Source organism: Neobacillus sp. KR4-4, from assembly GCF_042136325.1.
Classification (GTDB): Bacteria; Bacillota; Bacilli; order Bacillales; family Cytobacillaceae; genus Neobacillus.
In genome coordinates, this window is the sequence record NZ_JBHHJU010000048.1 from 1 (window position 1) to 19,776 (window position 19,776).

A 19,776-nucleotide genomic window follows, 5' to 3' on the forward strand; every position below is an offset into this window, starting at 1 on the left:
TAGGTGTTCGGTGTGGTAACCTCACTTTTAACCTAATTTCACGGGGGTGGCAAGTTTTTTGCATTTAAATCCCTTTAAATCAAGGATTATTAACTTTTTTAATATAAAAGTTTTGACAATACGTTTTCCTTTGAGGGGGGCATAAATAATCGTATGGTCACAAGTTGCAGAATACTCAAATTGAAGTTCTCCTGATCCATATGCTTTAATAGCTGCAATATTTTCACTATCATATTCAAGTTCAATAATCGGAAGTTCATTATGACTATATGTATCCTGTGAAAGTAATAGGGAAAAGGAGGAGTCAGGATATAATTCTTTAAAAATAACACATAATTCACCTAAAAGGTTCTCTACATCTAAAGATGAATGTAGTGTTTCTGTAATCTCTATTAATTGTTTGTATCTTTTTATTTGCCACTGTAAATCACACTCGAGAATATCCATTTAGGTTTCACCCGATCTAATTCCAGATATATACATAGTCTCTTAATTATAGTTAATGTTCAGACATTTTGGCGATATTAATTTGTATAAATTATTAACTTTTATTAAAATAATGTTTCTTACAAAATTCGTTTGTACTTATTCTTTAAAAATATTCTTGACTTTAGAGGAATAAAAATTATATAATACTTTTTGTGTAAAATATTGCAGCCTATTGTGTTCACTTTGAATAGTCTCATTTTATTCCTCATATTTAAATGATGGTGTATCTCGTAACCCTTAGCTGCAAGGGCGAAGGTGCATGAAAATAAAATGGCTGTCAAAGAGTCTCATAACGGTTTTTATTTTACCAAAATAAAAACACGAAGGAGGAGTCATTCATGGCTCGTTATACTGGCTCTAGCTGGAAAATTTCCCGTCGTCTTGGAATCTCTCTAAGCGGCACAGGTAAAGAATTAGAAAAGCGTCCTTACGCTCCTGGACAACATGGTCCAAACCAACGCAAAAAGCTTTCTGAATACGGATTACAATTACAAGAGAAGCAAAAGCTTCGTCATATGTATGGCGTAACTGAGCGTCAATTCCGTAATCTTTTTGATAAAGCTGGCAAATTAGCTGGTATCCACGGTGAAAACTTCATGGTTCTTCTTGAATCACGTCTTGACAACGTTGTATACCGTTTAGGTTTAGCACGTACTCGTCGTGGAGCACGTCAATTAGTTAACCACGGCCACATCTTAGTTAATGGTTCACGCGTTGATATCCCATCATTCCGCGTAACTCCTGGTCAAACAATCAGTGTTCGTGAAAAATCACGTAACCTTGATGTGATCAAAGAAGCAATCGAAGTAAACAACTTCGTTCCTGACTTCTTAACTTTTGATGCTGACAAATTAGAAGGTACTTTCACTCGCTTACCTGAGCGTTCTGAATTACCTGCTGAAATTAACGAAGCTCTTATCGTTGAATTCTACTCACGTTAATTGATTTGCTTATTAAACAGCAATCACAAAAACCCTAGAAGCGTTATATTAACGCTTCTAGGGTTTTTTATTTTTGCTTCGCTTAGTAGAGTATTCGAAATGAGAGAATCTACCTATGTGATAGTCTGCCTTTTGTCTCCATTAATAAAGCATAGAGGAATTTTTTGATATCGATTCGGGTAGTTGCTGTGTGGTTTTTTCCTTCCAGTTCGAGCATCTTCATTCTTACTTGGGTGTAGTCAAACAATTTGGATGAGTAGTACTCAAATGTTGGGTTGGCATAATCGGTTAATCCCAGTGAAGCAAGATGCTCGAGCACCTGTTGGAGGATTCGGCGGATCCGTTGTTCCACAGCCTTGGCTTCTTTTCTAATTTCCTCCGGAGAGACGGAAGAACCAAGCCGCTTTTTGGCCGCTCGCTCATAAAGATCCTTCATAGGCGGGAGCTCCCGATTCCCCTCCATGTCCCATTGATGTAAAATTTCTAGAAGATTCAACAAATCCTTTTCACCGTTTTTGCCAACAATTCCAAGTTCAAGCAAGATGCTTTTGGCAGAGGACGGAAACATGGGTTGTTTACTTGGGAGGTCGTTCTCAATCTGCCGTTTTTTTGTATTATGCGTAGTTAAAAAGCTTAATGACTTTTGAATGTTATGAAGTGATTTTTCCAGTAAAAGATAGTCACTCACTTTCTTAATGACACTTACCACCTCAAGTCGGTTTATCGGCTTGGTGATATAATGCACGACACCTAGGGAATACGCTTCACTAATCATATCCTTCGTTTCGACTTGGGAGATCATGATGATTTTTCCCCGAAAGGAGGGAGCAATTTCTCTGACTGTCTCAATCCCGTCCCTAATGGGCATGAGAAGGTCAATCATTAATATATCAATTTCCTGTATATCGAGGGTATGTGCATCTACTTCAGACCCGTCAGCCGCCTCCCCCACAACCGTACCCAATATCTCTTCTTCAATAATATTGGATAACATCCCTCTGATAGTTGGGGTATCATCGACAATAAAAAATTTCACTGTATATCACCCCTTTTTCATTAAATTCACAACCGGAAGCTGGACTTCAAAGGTGGTTCCTTTTTCTTTTGAAGACTCAATCAAGTTAATTTTACCCTCAAGATCTTCAATGACATTTTTTGTGTAGGATAAACCAATTCCATTAGAAGCGATTCCTGCCTGGTCAAATTTCGTCGTAAAGCCAGGTTCAAAAATATACACTTTGTTCTTATTTGAAATCCCGTTTCCATTATCCTTTATAGTTATTTTGACTAGGTCTTGAACCTTTTCAGACGTTACCACAATCTGCCCCTCCTGATCGATGGCTTCCACAGCATTGGCGACAAGATTATTGATTAGGGAAAGGAGGATAAAAGTGCGGTACTCCGGATGGTCACCGGAAATTCTTACTTGGAAATCAATCGTTTTCCCAAGCAACTCACTATAATTTTTATTCGAAATAGTTGCAACAGAAATGATTTCCTGAATGTTCATAAAATCATCCAATTTTTCTTTGGTCATTAATTTGGACAAACCGGCATATATACGTTGATTATCTTTTTTAATCTCGTGTAATTCTCCGGCGATTTTCAACATCGCTTGTGCTTGATTCTGATTGTTTAGAGCTTTTAAATCACGATAAATTGCATAGCAGGCACTGGTTAAATTCTCCGCATCTTTCGCGGATTTTTCCAATTGAAACATTTCTACGTACAAATTTGAGACTAATAGTAAAACCTCTTCGGCCCTCTTTTTTTGCTGCTCTTCAGCCAACCTAGTTTCCCGCACTAAGATAGTATTGAAAAAACCGAGGACAAAGAAGCTGCGGATAATTGCTACCCCTATAATAATCAAGAAACTCGAGGTTGTCATTTTCATATCGGTTGTAAAATGACGAATGGTCATTTCGGTAACATTCCCCATAATTTCGAGCACCATGCCAAGCAAACCAATGAGAAGAGGCTGATGATACAATTTCTTTACCTTGAAAATATGGAAAAACATGCCGAACACCATGTAATAAAAAAACACAGGACAATGGATAGGGAAATCGAATGAGCCAACCTGTACCTTGTCCAGAATAATCCGAAAGCAAACAACTGCACTTCCCGTTAAAAAGCCGGCTAAAACAGGATGGATTTTTCGTGACCATAACAAAATGAAGAAGAATACAGTTGTACTCATGCTGAATCTTAAATCAGCTCCACTTAAGGGGTAAAACTTCAATTCTCCAGTAATGGGCACAGCAATAATCATAAATAAATACGCTAATAATTTATCGCGAATACAATTACTCCCTTTCTATCGTAAAAAAAATATTATAAATTGTAAAAATATTTTTATCCAATTTGTAGGTTTTTGTAGTTTATCGTAGTACTACAAGTATGATGTTAACGTTGGAAACGTTTACAGAATATACCCTACTCTAATACTATCAAAAAACTTACGATGGGAGAGAAGTGAATGAAAAAAATTAGTTTAGCATGGCAAATTTTTATTGGTTTAATTCTTGGGATTATTGTGGGTGCCATTTTTTTCGGAAATCCACATATTGAGGAATTCTTACAGCCGATTGGAAACATCTTTTTGCGATTAATTAAAATGATTGTCGTGCCGATTGTTATTTCATGCCTTGTTGTCGGTGTGGCTGGTACGGGAGATATGAAATCGTTAGGGAAGCTCGGCGGAAAAACACTCCTTTATTTTGAAATTATTACAACGATCGCAATCGTTGTTGGGTTATTAATCGCCAATGTTTTCCATCCAGGTACAGGCGTGGACCGTTCACAACTCGTTAAATCAGACATCAGCTCCTATGTAACGACTGAAAAAGCGACGGAATCACACTCCAAAATTGATACACTCGTGAACATCGTACCGACTAATGTGGTGCAGGCGTTCGCAAATGGGGACATGCTGGCTATTATTTTCTTCTCTGTAATGTTTGGACTTGGCGTTGCGGCAATTGGTGAAAAAGGTAAGCCGATTATCGCGTTTTTTAGGGGTACTGCTGATGCGATGTTCTATGTAACCAATCAGATTATGAAGATTGCTCCATTTGGGGTGTTTGCCTTAATTGGGGTTACAGTTTCGAAATTTGGGTTGGAATCATTAATACCGCTCGGAAAATTGGTAATGACCGTTTATGGAGCAATGATATTCTTTATTATTGTGGTCCTTGGCATTGTCGCAAAAATAGCCGGCTATAATATTTTTAAGCTATTAGCTTACTTAAAAGACGAATTAATTTTAGGGTATTCCACCGCAAGTTCGGAAACCGTCCTTCCGAAAATCATGGAAAAAATGGAGCGAATCGGCTGTCCGAAAGGGATTACTTCATTCGTGATTCCGACTGGCTATTCCTTTAATCTCGATGGTTCAACCTTGTATCAGGCAATTGCAGCACTGTTCATCGCTCAAATGTATGGCATTCATATGAGCATTGGACAACAGATTACATTAGTCCTTATTTTAATGATTACCTCAAAAGGAATTGCAGGTGTCCCTGGTGTTTCAATTGTCGTCCTGCTTTCAACCTTAGGAAGTGTCGGTATTCCAGTCGAGGGCTTGGCGTTTATTTTAGGCGTAGACAGGCTGCTGGACATGGCCCGTACATGTGTAAACATTGTTGGTAACTCACTAGCTGCTATTGTTATCACTAAATGGGAAGGTCATGAAGTTAAAGAACACATCGAAGAACAGGCTGCCTAAGCTGTCATATGGGAACAGGCACAACTAGTGAATATAGCTGGTTGTGCCTGTTTAGTTTTTTGCAAGGATTCTGTGCCAGCCCAAAAAAAGGGCTTTGAACCCAAAGCCCTTCTCCTATTAGTATTTGATTAATGTGTACTTCTTCTTACCTCTTCTAACAATTGTAAATTGTCCTTCGATCCGATCGGTTTCTGCTAATACATAAGCGGTATCTGTGATTTTTTCGCCATTAACTGTGACGGCACCATTTGAAATGTCTTCCCGTGCTTGACGCTTGGATGGAGAAATTTTCGCCGCAACTAAAAGGTCGACCAAATTCTCCTCATTTTGTGAAGTATATGCTGGTACATCTTTAAAACCCTGCGCAATTTCCGTCGCTGAAAGACTGCTTACATCCCCACTAAATAATGCCTGAGAAATTTTGATTGCCTGCTGTAAGGAATCTTCTCCGTGGATCAAACGAGTCATTTCTTCTGCTAATACCTTTTGGGCCTTACGAAGATGAGGCTCTTCCTGAACAGCACTTTCTAATTGTTCAATTTCCTCGTGCGAAAGGAATGTGAAAATCTTTAAGTATTTAACAACATCGGCATCTGCGGTATTAATCCAGAACTGGTAGAACTCGTATGGCGTTGTTTTTTCAGGATCTAACCAAATCGCACCGCTTTCCGTTTTCCCAAACTTAGTACCGTCTGCTTTGGTCACAAGCGGAATCGTTAACCCATATGCCTTCGAGCCTTCTGGTTGAACTTTACGGATTAATTCCAACCCTGTAGTGATATTCCCCCACTGGTCACTTCCTCCGATTTGCAATTTACAGTTATGGTTCTCATACAAATGAAGGAAATCCATCGCTTGTAAAATGGTGTATGTGAATTCAGTGAATGAAATTCCTGTCTCAAGGCGATTGGCAATAGTGTCTTTTGCAAGCATATAATTCACGCCGATATGTTTACCAATATCACGCAAGAATGTAACGACATCCATAGAGCCTGCCCAATCATAGTTATTAACCATAATAGCCCCATTTTCGCCTGCAAATTCGAAAATAGATTCAAGCTGCTTCTTAATTCCCGCTACGTTATCTTGAACTGTTTCAAGAGTTTGCAGCTTTCGTTCTTCGCTTTTTCCACTTGGGTCACCAATTAATCCTGTTGCTCCGCCAACTAAGACAATCGGACGGTGTCCATGCTGTTGAAATCTTCTTAATGTTAAAAACGGCAGTAAATGGCCGATGTGCATACTATCTGCGGTTGGGTCGACACCGCAATACAAAGAAATTGGCTCCTTACTTAAGGTATCCTTTAACCCCTCTTCATCCGTTTGCTGGTAAATAATCCCTCTCCAAGTCAAATCTTGTAATAAATCCATAAATATTCCCTCCAATAATGTAAAAAAATAAAAACGCCCCTGCAAAATGCAGGGACGTAAATTTACGCGGTACCACCCAGCTTGAGGAATAGGAACATTCCTCCAACTCATAAAATTAACGGTTTAGACCGTTCTCCACTACTGTCAATCAATCTTCACAGAGAAAGCTCAAGGACGTAATTCATTCTTCTATATGTATCAGCTTGCACCACCGCTGACTCTCTACAAACAGGGATAGAAGAACTACAGTTGGTTCCCTTCATAGCTTTTTATTAAATTAATGTATAGCTTTTTTTACCATAATTATAGTTACTTGTCAAACACAACTGGAAATTTCAGATAATGTAGAACTTTGTCAGTTTTTATACCTTTGATATGCTATAATGTATGTGATTTTAGATGAGGTGATACTATAGATGGTTGAAAAATTACAAGCATGGCTCGAAAAATCAAAATCCGTACTGAACATATTTACCCATAGAAAAACGGTTAAAAGTGCAAGAATCACATATCAAGTCGTTTGGAATCTGTTTCTCCTTGTACTAACAGTAGTAATTCTGGGTGGATCATTTGCAACAGGTGTCGGTGCTGGTTATTTTGCCTCACTTGTTAAAGATGAACCTGTCCGATCCTATGACAGCATGAAAAAGGACATTTATAACTACACGGAAACATCTGAGTTATATTTTGCTGATAATAAATATCTTGGAAAACTCCGTACAGATTTAGAACGAGAAGAAGTAAAGCTAGAAGATGTATCCGATTATTTGGTGAACGCAGTTGTTGCGACTGAAGACGAATACTTCTACAAACATAAAGGTGTCGTACCAAAAGCCGTATTCCGGGCAGTCTTCCAAGAAGTGACAAACTCCGCGGTACAATCCGGCGGTAGTACCTTAACACAGCAATTAATTAAAAATCAAATTTTAACCAATGAAGTTTCATTTCAAAGAAAAGCGAGTGAAATATTACTTGCCCTTCGTTTAGAGAAATTTTTTGATAAAAAGGAAATTTTGGAAGCTTATCTAAACGTGTCTACGTTAGGAAGAAACTCGTCAGGACGAAATATTGCTGGTGTCCAAGCAGCGGCAAAAGGAATCTTTGGTAAAAAGGCAAGTGATTTAACACTACCACAAGCAGCCTTCATTGCAGGATTGCCTCAAAGCCCATTCGGATATACGCCTTTCACAAGAGAAGGGACGATAAAAGAACCAAAATATCTTGAACCAGGTCTTACAAGGATGCAAACAGTCCTAAAAAGAATGTTTGATGGTGGCTATATCACCCAAAAGCAGTATACAGAGGCCTCTGCCTATGATATTAAGAAGGATTTTATCAAACCTGTCGCAAATCCACTCGAAAAATATCCTTGGCTAACAGTCGAAATTGAAAAGCGTTCCACTGAAGTTTTAACTACCGTCTTAGCAAAAAATGATGGGATTTCAGAAAAAGAGTTAAAGAACGATGATAATCTCGCTTATAAATATCAAATTTTAGCCAGAAATGCTTTGCGTCAAAATGGATACAAGATTCATTCGACGATTGACAAAAAAATCTATGATGCTATGCAGAAGGTAAAGGATAATTATCAATATTACGGACCTGATAAACCTCAAGAAAAAAAGGATCCAGAAACTGGAGAGGTCAAAACGGTTATGGAACCTGCTGAGGTGGGAGCAGAGCTGATTGAAAACAAAACTGGAAAAATTATCAGTTTTGTGGCTGGAAGGAATTATGATGATCAACAGCTTAATCACGCAACCAATGCCATTAGACAAAACGGCTCCACAATGAAACCGCTTCTAGTGTATGCACCTGCGATTGAGTTAGGAAAAGCAGCTCCAGGCACACCGCTGCCTAACGTAGCATTAGCTTTAGCGCCCGGCAGAAGTGATCCATGGCCGCAAAACTATGACTATCGCTATAGCGGATTGGTTTCAGCACGATATGCTCTGGCGAAATCTTATAACGTTCCTGCTGTTAAACTATACAAGAGTATAGTCGAGCAGCGTCCTGCCAAGTATCTTGAAAAAATGGGATTTACCTCTTTACGAAAAGACGATTATACAAATCTAGCTACCTCGATTGGCTCGATGACAAATGGGGTAACAATTGAAGAAAATACCAATGCATTCAGCACCTTCGCTAACAATGGTAAATTTATTGATGCTTATATGATTGATAAAATTGTTGATAAAAATGGCAAGGTTATCTATCAGCATCAGGTAACACCCGTTAAAGTCTTTAAACCGCAAACAGCTTATTTAACCCTCGATATGATGCGAGACGTTGTTAAAATGGGAACGGCAGCAGGTGTTAGAAGCCAATTAAACTTTAGCAGCGACTGGGCAGGGAAAACAGGAACAGGAAATCAATATATTGACTCCTGGTTTGTTGCTTCAAACCCTAATGTCACCTTTGGTCTTTGGAGAGGATATGATACACCAAAATCGCTTCAGACATCTGGAATGTCTTATAGTGCACGGACCAATAACTTATGGGCAAAGTTAATGAACGCTGCCTATAAAATTAGGCCAGATTTAATTGATCCGGACAAGTCATTTAAAATGCCAAAAGGAATCGTGAAACGCTCCTATTGTGCTGTTTCAGGAATGCTTCCTTCTAAAGCTTGTTCAAAAGCAGGTTTAATCGAAAGTGATTACTTTAATGTCAATAATGTACCTACAAAAGTAGACGATAGCTTAATTGAAGCAAACTATGTCACTGTAGGTGACAAAAAATATTTAGCCTTAGACTCTACACCAAAAGAGTTTTCCCAATTTGGTCTCGTCTTAAATCCTGATTTTATTAAGCGGATTGTTGGAAGTAACTTCCACAATTATAGTCAACTGATTCCACAGAAGGATCGTTGGGGAAAAATTCTTGTTTCAACCGCAAGAATGTACGATAACGGAAAAACTCCTGCTAGTGTTAGCGTAAACGCAAAAGGAAATACCATATCATGGTCAGCCTCAGGGGATAAAGATGTTGTTGGTTACCGCATCTATCAAGGTGGGGCAAGTGCTAAAAAAGTAGGAAGTGTAGTCAATGGCTCTAAGCGGTCATTTAAAGTGGGGACCGGATCTTTCTATGTAACAGCAGTTGATATTGCCGGCAGGGAGTCTGCTCCATCGAATTTAGTCGATGCAGGAGTGATTATACCAACGGAACCAACGAACCCCGTTGTACCGAATGACCCAAACGTTCCAGCTCAGCCGAATCAACAGACTAATCCGACTAATCCGACTAATCCACCAACGCCGTAAATAATTAAAACGCACCGACTGCAATGTGTCGGTGCGTTTTATTATTTTCCTATTGTTCAGCTGGTTTTTAATCTTCCATCGTAGAAAGGTCACCAGTTGGAAGGTTTAGTTCCCATGCCTTTAGAACCCGTCTCATGATCTTACCGCTTCTTGTTTTTGGCAGTTTATCACGGAAGTCAATTTCACGTGGAGCAGCGTGAGCGGCTAGTCCTTTTTTGACAAACTGACGGATATCTTCTTTTAGTTCGTCTGTAGCTGAGTAGCCGTCCCGTAGTGCTATAAACGCCTTAATGATTTCCCCGCGAACTGGGTCTGGTTTACCGATGACACCTGCTTCTGCAACAGCAGGATGCTCGACAAGCTTGCTTTCTACTTCAAACGGTCCAACACGCTCACCTGAAGTCATAATGACATCATCTACACGACCTTGGAACCAGAAATAGCCATCCTCGTCCATGTAAGCTGAATCACCTGAGACATACCAATCACCTGGCATAAAGTAAGATTCATATTTCTCAGGGTTATTCCAAATTGTATGCATCATAGAAGGCCAGCCCTTTTTAATCGCAAGGTTCCCCATCCGGTATGGAGGCAGTTCGTTTCCTTGATTATCAACAATCGCTGCTTCCACACCTGGAATTGGTTTCCCCATGGAACCAGGTTTAATTTCCATACAAGGATAATTACTAATCAGCTGCGCACCAGTTTCTGTCATCCACCAGTTATCATGAATGCGCTTGTTGAATACTTTTACTCCCCATTTAACTACCTCTGGGTTTAAAGGCTCTCCAACACTCAGGACGTGGCGGAGGCTGCTTAAGTTGAATTTCTTCACCAACTCATCACCTGCACCCATTAACATCCGGAACGCCGTTGGTGCACTGTACCAGACCGTTACTCCAAAGTCTTCAATCATTTGATACCAAGCTTCTGGACTAAACCGCCCTCCTACAATCACATTTGATGTTCCTGTAAGCCATGGTCCAAAGATTCCGTATGTTGTCCCTGTTACCCAGCCTGGGTCAGCTGTACACCAGTATACGTCGTCTTCTTTTAAATCGAGCACCCATTTTGCTGTTTGATAATGCTGAATCATGGCATTATGTACATGCAGTACGCCCTTTGGTTTCCCAGTAGACCCGGATGTATAATGCAGGATGAGACCATCGGTTCTGTCTACCCATTCAATTTGAAGATCTTTACTTGCAGATTCAAATTTTTTCAGAAAGTCAATGTATGGTCCTTGTTCATCTACATTCCCACCAATAAGGAAAATAGACTTAAGAGCTGGCAGCTCTTGAACAGGTACACGTTCCAACAGTTCAGGGGTGGTAACTAAAACCTTCGCCTCACTGTCTTGCAAGCGGTCCCTGACAGCCCCTTCCATAAATGCTTCAAATAATGGACCAACAATTGCCCCAAGTTTGATGGCACCTAATACCGTAAAATAAAGTTCTGGAGAGCGCGGCATAAAAATAAAGACACGGTCGCCTTTATCGACATCTCCGAATGTTTTTAACACATTGCCCGCTTTGTTTGATAGTTCTTTCATTTCCTTAAAAGTATACTTTTCATTTCTTGAACCATCTCGATAATATAGGGCTACTTTATTTTTCCGGAAGGTTTTCGCGTGACGGTCGATGGCCTCATAAGCCATGTTGACAAGACCTGTTTCACTCCATGTAAATTCCCCTTCCGTTTCTTTCCAATCAAAATCCCTATACTTTTCTTGATAATTTACTAGATTATGATCCCCTTGTACGACTGGTAACGCTTCCACTTTCATTCAATCTCCCCCTTTGAACTTATTTTAAAATTACTATAGTACAAATATATACTATTCGCAATTTTTTAAAAAGTAAATTATATACATTTTTTATTTTTACTTACTAAATGCCTAGAAAGATATTATTTTTATCTTACAGAAAATTTTGTGAAGTTACTTATCATTGATAGATTTTATGTATAATAGAATTAATATTGATGGATTTTCCCAAGGTAGGTGATCGTATGGAACACAAAAAGACATACAATGCCAAACAATTAAAAACGCCCCATGGTTCTATAATTATTGAAGGACCCATTAATGCAGATAAACTGGCTGGATTTGATTTCCATGAAGACCTCATTGCATTCCGCCAGCCCCCGCAGCAGCATCAGGCCTTAATTGGAATAGCAAACCTTCCAGAAGGCAGAATTATTATCGCCAGACATCAAAATACTATTGTCGGCTATGTGACCTTCCTATACCCTGATCCGCTTGAACGATGGTCAGAAGGCAAAATTGAAAATTTAATTGAACTAGGCGCAATCGAAGTCATTCCAAAATATAGGGGCTGTTCTGTGGGTAAAAATCTTCTTATCGTCGGCATGATGGATGATGCGATGGAAGATTACCTCATTATCACGACAGAGTATTATTGGCACTGGGATTTAAAAAGTACCAAATTGAATGTGTGGGAGTACCGGAAAATTATGGAGAAAATGATGAATGCAGGTGGTCTTGAATGGTATGCAACCGATGATCCTGAAATTTGCTCGCACCCTGCCAACTGTCTCATGGCACGGATGGGGAAAAGAATCGATCAAGAAACCCTCCAAAAATTTGACCGCCTCAGATTTATGAACCGGTTTATGTACTAACTCAATGTTAAATGCTTAAGAAAAGGAGGATGTTCAAATGATAATAGAACAAATTATGAAAACAGATGTCGCCACACTCCTTCCGACAGATACTATTGCAGACGCCATTCAATTAATGGAATCAAGAAAAATACGCCATATCCCTATTATCAACCATGAAAAACATTTAGTGGGCCTTGTAACAGTGGCAAAAATCCATGAAGCAACTCCATCTATTTTCCATGCGAATGAGCATCCAGAAGATATAAAAAAACCACTTAACTCAATTATGGAACGAAACGTTATTACCGGTCATCCCTTAGATTTTGTAGAGGAAGTAGCTGGCGTTTTTTATGAACATAAAATCAGTTGTCTTCCTATCATCAATAATGGGGAATTAGTCGGAATCGTGACTGAAACCGATTTACTTTGGACAATGGTGGAATTAACGGGTGCCCATCAGCCAGGTTCTCAAATTGAAATCAAGGTTCCTAATCTTGCCGGTAAACTTAGTGAAATAACCACTGTGATTAAGCAACGGAATGCAAATATTCTGAGTGTCCTCGTTTACCCTGATAAGTTGGATGATCAGTTTAAAATACTTGTGATTAGAGTACAGACAATGAATCCCACTTTATTAATTCAAGATCTTAAACAGGCTGGTTTTCACGTACTTTGGCCTAATCTGCCGGGGATTTCACTATGAGTGATAAGTGTTCCTTCGTATTTTCAGATGAGCTTCTGAAATACAAATTTAGTAATCAACATCCTTTTGACCAATTCCGGCTTAAATTAACAGTGGACTTATTAGAAAAGATGAATGCGCTTCATTCAGAGAATGTCATCCCGCCAAGAATAGCCTCTGATGAAGAGCTAGCCTTAATTCACGACATAAATTACATAGAAGCAGTAAAAAAAGCAGGCAATGGTCTATTATCTCCAGGAATAGCCGAAAACTATGGACTTGGTACAGAAGATACCCCTATATTCCCTAACATGCATGAAGCAAGCGCTTTACTTGTTGGAGGGACATTAACAGCCGTCGATCAAGTTATGACTGGAAAGGCTCTGCATGCTCTCCATTTAGGCGGAGGGCTGCATCATGGATTCAGGGGAAAAGCGTCTGGGTTTTGCGTATATAATGACAGTTCGGTCGCCATCAAATATTTACAGGAAAAATATAATGCTCGTGTTTTATACGTGGATACTGACGCTCATCATGGAGATGGGGTTCAATGGTCCTTCTACGATGATCCCAAGGTATGCACACTGTCCATCCATGAGACAGGAAGATATTTATTCCCTGGCACTGGCAATGTAAATGAACGCGGTCAAGGGATGGGCTATGGTTATTCATTTAACATACCCGTTGATGCTTTTACCGAAGATGAATCTTGGCTTTACGCCTATACACATGCCCTTAGAGAAGTAGCTGATTTTTTTAGACCCGATGTGATTCTTACCCAAAACGGCGCAGATTCTCACTATTTGGACCCATTAACACATCTATCTTCAACCATGAAAACCTATCGGGAAATACCTAGACTAGCCCATGAAATCGCCCATCAATATTGTAACGGAAAATGGATTGCTGTTGGCGGAGGTGGCTATGATATTTGGCGTGTCGTTCCAAGAGCCTGGGCAATAATTTGGCATGAGATGACTGAAAACTCAAACTGTTATGGCCGTTTACCTCAAGAATGGATAGATACTTGGCAAAAAGAATCTCCAGTGGCATTACCAAAGGAATGGGATGACCCAGAAAATTTATATACCCCCATCCCGAGAAAAGCAGAGATTACCGAAAAGAATTTATTAACACTCGAAAAAGCTCTTTACCCAATTAGAAGCCAACAAAAAAGTGAGTCAATATAAAAAGATGGGTTGACTAAGTTTGGTCAACCCATCTTTTTAATTATTTTGTTGAACGACGGTGTTCAATCCGGTGTGGAAGAACCACAATTTGATCTGATACCTTTTCTTTGTTCATCAATTTGGTTAAAAGTCGCATCGCAACTGCTCCAATATCATATAACGGCTGAACGATGGTTGTTAATTGCGGACGCACCATCAGTGACAGCCTTGTATTATCAGATGTGATAACCTCAAAATCCTCAGGAATTTTATAACCTTTGTCCTCTGCACCATGCACAACGCCAAGTGCCATTTCATCAGATCCAACCAAGATCGCCGTAGGTCTAGCTGAGATTTCCAGTAGTCTTTCGATTGCTTCAATCCCAGAGTCGTAGGTATAATCACCTTCAACGATAAGCTCCTCATTATAAGCAATGCCAGCTTCTTGTAATGCCCTTTGGTACCCTCTAAGTTTCTTGATTGTATTCTTAGGTTCATGAAGTGGACCCACGACAAAAGCAATATTCTTATGACCTTTTTCAATAAATTCCTTGATGGAGTCATATACCGCTTCCTCATAATCAATATTTACGGAAGGTATTGTGTTGGATTCTTCAATTGAACCCGCAAGCACAATCGGTACAGGTGATTTTTCAAATTCTTCGACATGGTCTGCTGTGATATTGCCACCCATGAATACTAGCCCGTCCACTTGTTTACCAAGCATTGTATTAAGCAAATGTAATTCCTTGTCTTTGTTTTGATCTGAATTGCTTAAAATAATGTTGTACTTATACATTGTGGCAATATCTTCGATCCCACGAGCTAATTCTGCAAAAAAGATATTTGAGATATCGGGAATAATTACCCCGACAGTGGTTGTTTTTTTACTAGCCAATCCCCTTGCTACAGCATTCGGACGATAGCCTAGTCTTTCAATCACTTCTAATACTTTTTTCCGTGTTACTGGTTTAACGTTCGGATTTCCGTTTACTACACGGGAAACCGTAGCCATCGAAACATTTGCTTCTCTTGCGACATCATAAATTGTTATATTCACCTAATACACACTCTCCTAAAACGATCATTGTTTTCATTATTTTACAACAGGTTGTATAAACTTAATCATTTGTTTTTTGTTTTTGTTTGTGAGAACGTAAACAATCTTTAATATGTATTTAATCATACGATAAGAAGGGAAAAGCCGCAATTGCATTTGTCAACATTTTTTGCAAAAATACTAAATAATATCAAAAAAACCTCCTGCCATGAAGATGCAGAAGGTTTTTATTACTATTTCTTACAATTAAACCCGAACATAGTTGGATGCGAGAAGTTCGTTATAGAATTTATCAAACTGATTAAGATCCATTTGCTGCTTTTGATCGGAAAGCGCCACGGCCGGGTCTGGATGTACCTCAGCCATCACACCATCTGCACCAATTGCAATAGCAGCTTTTGCACACGGTAATAAAAGGTCTCTTCTGCCAGTAGAATGAGTTACGTCAACCATGACAGGTAAATGTGTTTCTTGTTTTAAAATTGGTACCGCTGAAATATCAAGAGTGTTTCTTGTGGCGCGCTCATAAGTCCTTATGCCTCGTTCACAAAGAATGATTTGGCTATTCCCCTGTGAGGCAATGTACTCGGCCGCATTAATAAATTCTTCGATTGTCGCCGCAATCCCTCTTTTTAACAATACAGGTTTATTTACAGAACCCGCTGCTTTTAACAATTCAAAGTTCTGCATATTACGTGCCCCAATTTGGATGACATCAATATAATCAATCGCCATTTCAATATCGGCAGGGCTGACAATTTCACTGATTACAGCCATATCAAATTCCTTAGCAACCCGTTTTAGGATTTTTAAGCCTTCTACCCCCAACCCTTGGAAATCGTATGGAGATGTCCTTGGCTTATAAGCTCCGCCACGAAGAAGCTTTAAGCCTTTTTCTTGCATCGATTTCGCTACTGTTGCCACTTGTTCATATGATTCGACTGCACACGGACCAAATACGAAGTGTGGCTTGCCATCGCCAATCTTTTCACCTTTTAATGTTACAATGGTATCTTCAGGCTGTTTTTTTCTAGAAACAAGCAATGCCTTACTATGGTCATCCTGTTGGAGGTCAAGACCTGCTTTAAAAATCTCTTTAAAAATATGATCAATTGTTGAATTTTCAAAAGGACCATCATTATGCTCTTTAATAATATCAAGCATCTTTCTTTCACGGACTGGATCATAACGGTACACACCTTGGTTTTCTTTCACTCGGCCAATATCCTGAACCAGCTGTGCCCTTTCATTAATTAATCTTAACAATTCTAAGTTTAGCTCATCGACCCGTGCCCTCAATTGTTCTAATTCGATTTTTTTGCCCATCCTTCGTCCCCGCCTTTTCCTTTGCTAAACAGATCTTTCTGTTAAAAAGTTCTGAATGCATATATGTTCTTTTGTGAAAAGCTTAACGTGTACATTCAAATATATTCATCTTTATAATTAGGCTTATTATATCGGATATGTTTTTATTTGTCACTAATTTTTTCTTTAATGGTTAAACGCTTTTAAGCACTAAAGCATTGTGTATAATATTAGAACGAAATCTGCCCTTTATTTACCACAAACTTTAATGAATTTATTGATTTTCAGCAATAGCACCTGTTAGGGAGCGGTTTGTAATTTTCCAGTGGGAAGCATTCCATAATGGCTCCCCATTTGAAAATAGGATCGTTTGCGGTGATTCATGTTTAATTTGGAATTTTTCAGCCACCTCATTAGACAATGGACGAGAATCCTGAACAGCAAGGAAATAAGTAGGTACAGACTGATTTTCATTTGCAAACTTTTCATATTCCTTGTATGCTGCATGGCTAATGGGACATGTTAAACTGTGCTTTAAGAGAAAGAACTTACTCTCCTTTTTCAATACTTCATCAAATTGTTCAATGGAATCAATTTTCTCTAACATATGTACATTCCTCCAAAAATGAAATAAACGGTGAAGTAATTTTATCACTCCACCGTTTCTATCACAAATAAACTGATTCAATTCATCCATGTTTTTAAAGCTTAACCTTATTTTCTTCCTCTTCTAATGCCCTCTCCGCTTCCTCGAGTTTTTTTCTTATTTCAGTGCTATCTAAGTGTCCAATTTCGATGGATTTCTTTGCTTTGCTCTTTTCTTTCAAGGGCTGAATGGGAATATAGGTTGATTCTGTTTCGTCCTCTCGTTCGCCTTGGTTGGTTATTTTCCCTTTAACCTTATCCAATAGTCCTGTAGATTGCAGGACGATTCCTTGGGACAGCGAGGAACTCTTAGAGACTAATTCATTACTTTTGCTCATTACATTTTCTTTCATTGTCGATGTCTTATCGATGATGGACCCAGCTTGGTTACTAAACGTATTCCGCAGATCTTTTCCCGATTTGGGAGCCAGAAAGAGAGCAACAGCAGCACCAACTACTCCTCCAATAATTGCACCAAGCAGAAAACTATTGGATGACTCCTCATTTCGAGTTTGATTCGTCTCTCTTGAATCAAATTCCCTATTTGACATCTTCAAATTCCTCCTCTAGTTCTTAATGGGATCTAACCTTCTTACCTTCATTTACGCTTATCTCACTTTTTTGTTGCTTTCTTGCCTGCCATTTATCCTTTAATTCTAGAATGACATTACTCCATTGCACAATTTGCGAAATTTTTTCTTTGCTTTCCTCAACTTGGATATCCACTGTTTTTGTAATATTTTTAAGTGTTCCATTGAATTTATTGACTGTTGTGCCCACATCTTTTACCGCATCTACAACGCTTGTTAAGCTTTCCGTTTTCTCTTTGAGATCATCTGCTAATGCGTTTGTTTTTTGTAAAAGTACGGTTGTCTCAGCTGTTACACCATCCAACTGTTTTTCCAATCCAGCTAAAGTTTTCGAAACGCTTGTAAGTGTAACTTGAAATGATTTGAGTGTTGTCGATAAAAAGATGACAAGCACAAAAAACGCGATTGCTATCAAGGCTACGCTTAAGTATAAAATTATTTGCATCGTGCACCTCCGCCTTAATCCTATCAATATGTATATCCCATCATGGAAAGATATAAACCTCGCTAATTATCTTATACTACTTCCATATTTTTGTCCTCTTTTCCTGCCGTTTCTTTAAAAAATTTCAACAAGTATGGGCTACAATAGTTTTATTTATCAACTTTAAGGCTTATTCGGTTACAATATGTTAGTAAGAACATTATTTTTTGTTGGAGGCGTAAAGTATGAAAGATCCTCGTATTGAAAAACTAGCAAAAAACTTAATTAATTATTCGGTCCAGCTCCAAAAAGGAGAAAAGGTTTTAATTGAGAACTTCGGGCTGCAGCGTGAGCTTGTGACCGCCCTCGTAAAGGAAGCCTACTTAGCGGGGGGATACCCTTTTGTGCTGTTAAAGGACCATCAGGTAGACCGCTCACTCTTATTTGGAGCTCAAGAAGAGCAATATAACATGATGGCCGAATTCGAAGCAAATGTAATGAGTAAAATGGATGCATACATAGGCCTTCGTTCCGGGGATAACATCAGTGAACAATCCGATGTCCCAGATGATAAAATGAAAATCCACGGAAATACGATTGGTAAAAAAGTTCATCGCGACATTCGTGTTCCAAAGACAAAATGGGTTGTTCTTCGCTACCCAACTTCTTCCATGGCTCAATTAGCAAAGATGAGTACAGAGGCATTTGAAGACTTTTATTTTGATGTTTGTAACCTCGATTACGGAAAAATGGATAAAGCAATGGATAGTTTGAAAGAGCTAATGGATCGAACAGACAAAGTTCGAATCACAGGTCCAGGAACTGACCTTAGTTTTTCCATTAAGGATATACCGGCCATAAAATGTGCCGGACGATTAAATATTCCTGACGGTGAGGTTTATACGGCTCCTGTTCGCGACTCAGTCAATGGCGTAATTACGTATAACACTCCTTCACCATACCAAGGGTTTACGTTTGAAAATGTGAAGTTAACCTTCAAAAAAGGGAAGATTGTTGAAGCCGAATCCAATGATTCTAGTCGGATTAATAAAATCTTCGATACCGATGAAGGTGCGCGTTATATTGGTGAATTTGCTATTGGCGTTAATCCGTTCATTCTTAATCCAATGCAAGATATTTTGTTCGATGAAAAAATCGCTGGCAGCTTCCATTTTACACCTGGGCAATGTTATGATGATGCCTTTAATGGCAACCATTCCAATATCCACTGGGATATGGTTAACATTCAGCGGCCGGAGTATGGCGGAGGAGAAATCTATTTTGACGATGTCTTAATACGAAAAGATGGCCTATTTGTTCTTCCAGAGTTAAAGGTATTAAATCCGGAAAACTTAAAATAAACCAGCTAATAGTTTGTCAATATTTTTCAATAAAAAATAAAATTTAGTCATGATATACTAAAATTATGCATGCCAAATAACCTTCCACTAACTGATGATTGGAAGGTTTTGTCTTATTTAA

17 protein-coding genes and 1 other annotated feature are annotated in these 19,776 nt (G+C 38.9%); of the genes, 7 read left to right on the forward strand and 10 right to left on the reverse strand.

Annotated elements, in window-relative coordinates:
- Nucleotides 1-27: 27 nt before the first annotated feature.
- Entirely contained in the window at nt 28-447 is a 420-nt protein-coding gene (locus tag ACE198_RS27170; protein ID WP_375377710.1) for a hypothetical protein, read from the reverse strand.
- A gap of 380 nt (nt 448-827) precedes the next feature.
- On the opposite strand from ACE198_RS27170, the gene rpsD reads away from it, so the two are divergent.
- Nucleotides 828-1,430 (forward strand): 30S ribosomal protein S4, encoded by a 603-nt coding sequence (gene rpsD, locus ACE198_RS27175; RefSeq protein ID WP_026563299.1) that lies wholly within the window; start codon nt 828-830, stop codon nt 1,428-1,430.
- A gap of 109 nt (nt 1,431-1,539) precedes the next feature.
- On the opposite strand, the gene ACE198_RS27180 is transcribed toward rpsD, so the two are convergent.
- Together ACE198_RS27180 and ACE198_RS27185 are read right to left on the reverse strand one after the other, a co-directional pair.
- Nucleotides 1,540-2,466, reverse strand: coding sequence for a response regulator (locus ACE198_RS27180; RefSeq protein WP_375377711.1), 927 nt, complete (start codon nt 2,464-2,466; stop codon nt 1,540-1,542).
- Nucleotides 2,467-2,472: 6 nt separating this feature from the next.
- Nucleotides 2,473-3,702 carry a sensor histidine kinase gene (locus tag ACE198_RS27185; RefSeq protein ID WP_375377712.1) on the reverse strand — a complete coding sequence of 410 codons (1,230 nt, stop codon included), beginning with the start codon at nt 3,700-3,702 and terminating at the stop codon, nt 2,473-2,475.
- A 207-nt stretch (nt 3,703-3,909) separates the two neighbouring features.
- Here ACE198_RS27185 and ACE198_RS27190 point away from each other — a divergent pair, with 207 nt between their 5' ends.
- Nucleotides 3,910-5,157, forward strand: a complete 1,248-nt coding sequence (locus ACE198_RS27190) for a cation:dicarboxylate symporter family transporter (RefSeq protein ID WP_375377713.1) — start codon at nt 3,910-3,912, stop codon at nt 5,155-5,157.
- A gap of 117 nt (nt 5,158-5,274) precedes the next feature.
- Here the strand turns inward: ACE198_RS27190 and tyrS are convergent, their stop codons facing one another.
- On the reverse strand, nt 5,275-6,528 hold the full coding sequence (gene tyrS, locus ACE198_RS27195; RefSeq protein ID WP_098574526.1) for a tyrosine--tRNA ligase: 1,254 nt from the start codon (nt 6,526-6,528) through the stop codon (nt 5,275-5,277).
- 47 nt (nt 6,529-6,575) lie between these two features.
- Nucleotides 6,576-6,800 (reverse strand) — a binding site (T-box leader).
- 144 nt (nt 6,801-6,944) lie between these two features.
- On the opposite strand from tyrS, the gene ACE198_RS27200 reads away from it, so the two are divergent.
- Complete coding sequence (locus ACE198_RS27200; RefSeq protein WP_375377714.1) at nt 6,945-9,794, forward strand: transglycosylase domain-containing protein; 2,850 nt, start codon at nt 6,945-6,947, stop codon at nt 9,792-9,794.
- A gap of 67 nt (nt 9,795-9,861) precedes the next feature.
- On the opposite strand, the gene acsA is transcribed toward ACE198_RS27200, so the two are convergent.
- A complete protein-coding gene (gene acsA / locus ACE198_RS27205) occupies nt 9,862-11,580 on the reverse strand; it encodes an acetate--CoA ligase (protein WP_098574530.1) in 1,719 nt (572 codons plus the stop codon).
- A gap of 224 nt (nt 11,581-11,804) precedes the next feature.
- On the opposite strand from acsA, the gene ACE198_RS27210 reads away from it, so the two are divergent.
- From ACE198_RS27210 to ACE198_RS27220, 3 genes are read left to right on the forward strand one after another with little or no spacing between them, the layout of a single operon-like run.
- Nucleotides 11,805-12,437: a GNAT family N-acetyltransferase gene (locus tag ACE198_RS27210; protein ID WP_375377715.1), complete on the forward strand. Its 633-nt coding sequence runs from the start codon at nt 11,805-11,807 to the stop codon at nt 12,435-12,437.
- A 37-nt stretch (nt 12,438-12,474) separates the two neighbouring features.
- Entirely contained in the window at nt 12,475-13,122 is a 648-nt protein-coding gene (locus ACE198_RS27215; RefSeq protein ID WP_098574535.1) for an acetoin utilization AcuB family protein, read from the forward strand.
- Nucleotides 13,119-14,291 (forward strand): acetoin utilization protein AcuC, encoded by a 1,173-nt coding sequence (locus ACE198_RS27220; RefSeq protein WP_098574538.1) that lies wholly within the window; start codon nt 13,119-13,121, stop codon nt 14,289-14,291. The genes ACE198_RS27215 and ACE198_RS27220 overlap by 4 nt, the downstream gene beginning before the upstream one ends.
- A 40-nt stretch (nt 14,292-14,331) precedes the next feature.
- Here ACE198_RS27220 and ccpA read toward each other — a convergent pair whose 3' ends face one another.
- The 5 genes from ccpA to ACE198_RS27245 all read right to left on the reverse strand — a co-directional run bounded on the left by ccpA (nt 14,332) and on the right by ACE198_RS27245 (nt 18,315).
- Nucleotides 14,332-15,330: a catabolite control protein A gene (gene ccpA / locus ACE198_RS27225; RefSeq protein WP_026563283.1), complete on the reverse strand. Its 999-nt coding sequence runs from the start codon at nt 15,328-15,330 to the stop codon at nt 14,332-14,334.
- Between the two features lie 246 nt (nt 15,331-15,576).
- Nucleotides 15,577-16,656, reverse strand: coding sequence for a bifunctional 3-deoxy-7-phosphoheptulonate synthase/chorismate mutase (locus ACE198_RS27230; protein WP_098574541.1), 1,080 nt, complete (start codon nt 16,654-16,656; stop codon nt 15,577-15,579).
- Nucleotides 16,657-16,909: 253 nt separating this feature from the next.
- The gene (gene ytxJ / locus ACE198_RS27235) at nt 16,910-17,242 is read right to left on the reverse strand and encodes a bacillithiol system redox-active protein YtxJ (RefSeq protein WP_098574544.1); all 333 of its coding nucleotides are present in this window, start codon (nt 17,240-17,242) and stop codon (nt 16,910-16,912) included.
- 94 nt (nt 17,243-17,336) lie between these two features.
- On the reverse strand, nt 17,337-17,831 hold the full coding sequence (locus ACE198_RS27240; protein WP_251460197.1) for a YtxH domain-containing protein: 495 nt from the start codon (nt 17,829-17,831) through the stop codon (nt 17,337-17,339).
- 22 nt (nt 17,832-17,853) lie between these two features.
- A complete protein-coding gene (locus ACE198_RS27245; protein WP_098574547.1) occupies nt 17,854-18,315 on the reverse strand; it encodes a DUF948 domain-containing protein in 462 nt (153 codons plus the stop codon).
- A 224-nt stretch (nt 18,316-18,539) separates the two neighbouring features.
- Between ACE198_RS27245 and ACE198_RS27250 the strand changes: the two genes are divergently transcribed.
- The gene (locus tag ACE198_RS27250) at nt 18,540-19,655 is read left to right on the forward strand and encodes an aminopeptidase (protein ID WP_375377716.1); all 1,116 of its coding nucleotides are present in this window, start codon (nt 18,540-18,542) and stop codon (nt 19,653-19,655) included.
- Nucleotides 19,656-19,776 lie beyond the last annotated feature (121 nt).

Excerpts from the sequence above, each read along its gene's own strand:
- ACE198_RS27170 (WP_375377710.1), bottom strand. The coding sequence starts at position 447 with ATGGATATTCTCGAGTGTGATTTACAGTGGCAAATAAAAAGATACAAA.
- rpsD (WP_026563299.1), top strand. The coding sequence starts at position 828 with ATGGCTCGTTATACTGGCTCTAGCTGGAAAATTTCCCGTCGTCTTGGA.
- ACE198_RS27185 (WP_375377712.1), bottom strand. The coding sequence starts at position 3,702 with ATGATTATTGCTGTGCCCATTACTGGAGAATTGAAGTTTTACCCCTTA.
- ACE198_RS27190 (WP_375377713.1), top strand. The coding sequence starts at position 3,910 with ATGAAAAAAATTAGTTTAGCATGGCAAATTTTTATTGGTTTAATTCTT.
- tyrS (WP_098574526.1), bottom strand. The coding sequence starts at position 6,528 with ATGGATTTATTACAAGATTTGACTTGGAGAGGGATTATTTACCAGCAA.
- ACE198_RS27200 (WP_375377714.1), top strand. The coding sequence starts at position 6,945 with ATGGTTGAAAAATTACAAGCATGGCTCGAAAAATCAAAATCCGTACTG.
- acsA (WP_098574530.1), bottom strand. The coding sequence starts at position 11,580 with ATGAAAGTGGAAGCGTTACCAGTCGTACAAGGGGATCATAATCTAGTA.
- ACE198_RS27210 (WP_375377715.1), top strand. The coding sequence starts at position 11,805 with ATGGAACACAAAAAGACATACAATGCCAAACAATTAAAAACGCCCCAT.
- ACE198_RS27215 (WP_098574535.1), top strand. The coding sequence starts at position 12,475 with ATGATAATAGAACAAATTATGAAAACAGATGTCGCCACACTCCTTCCG.
- ACE198_RS27220 (WP_098574538.1), top strand. The coding sequence starts at position 13,119 with ATGAGTGATAAGTGTTCCTTCGTATTTTCAGATGAGCTTCTGAAATAC.
- ACE198_RS27230 (WP_098574541.1), bottom strand. The coding sequence starts at position 16,656 with ATGGGCAAAAAAATCGAATTAGAACAATTGAGGGCACGGGTCGATGAG.
- ytxJ (WP_098574544.1), bottom strand. The coding sequence starts at position 17,242 with ATGTTAGAGAAAATTGATTCCATTGAACAATTTGATGAAGTATTGAAA.
- ACE198_RS27240 (WP_251460197.1), bottom strand. The coding sequence starts at position 17,831 with ATGTCAAATAGGGAATTTGATTCAAGAGAGACGAATCAAACTCGAAAT.
- ACE198_RS27245 (WP_098574547.1), bottom strand. The coding sequence starts at position 18,315 with ATGCAAATAATTTTATACTTAAGCGTAGCCTTGATAGCAATCGCGTTT.
- ACE198_RS27250 (WP_375377716.1), top strand. The coding sequence starts at position 18,540 with ATGAAAGATCCTCGTATTGAAAAACTAGCAAAAAACTTAATTAATTAT.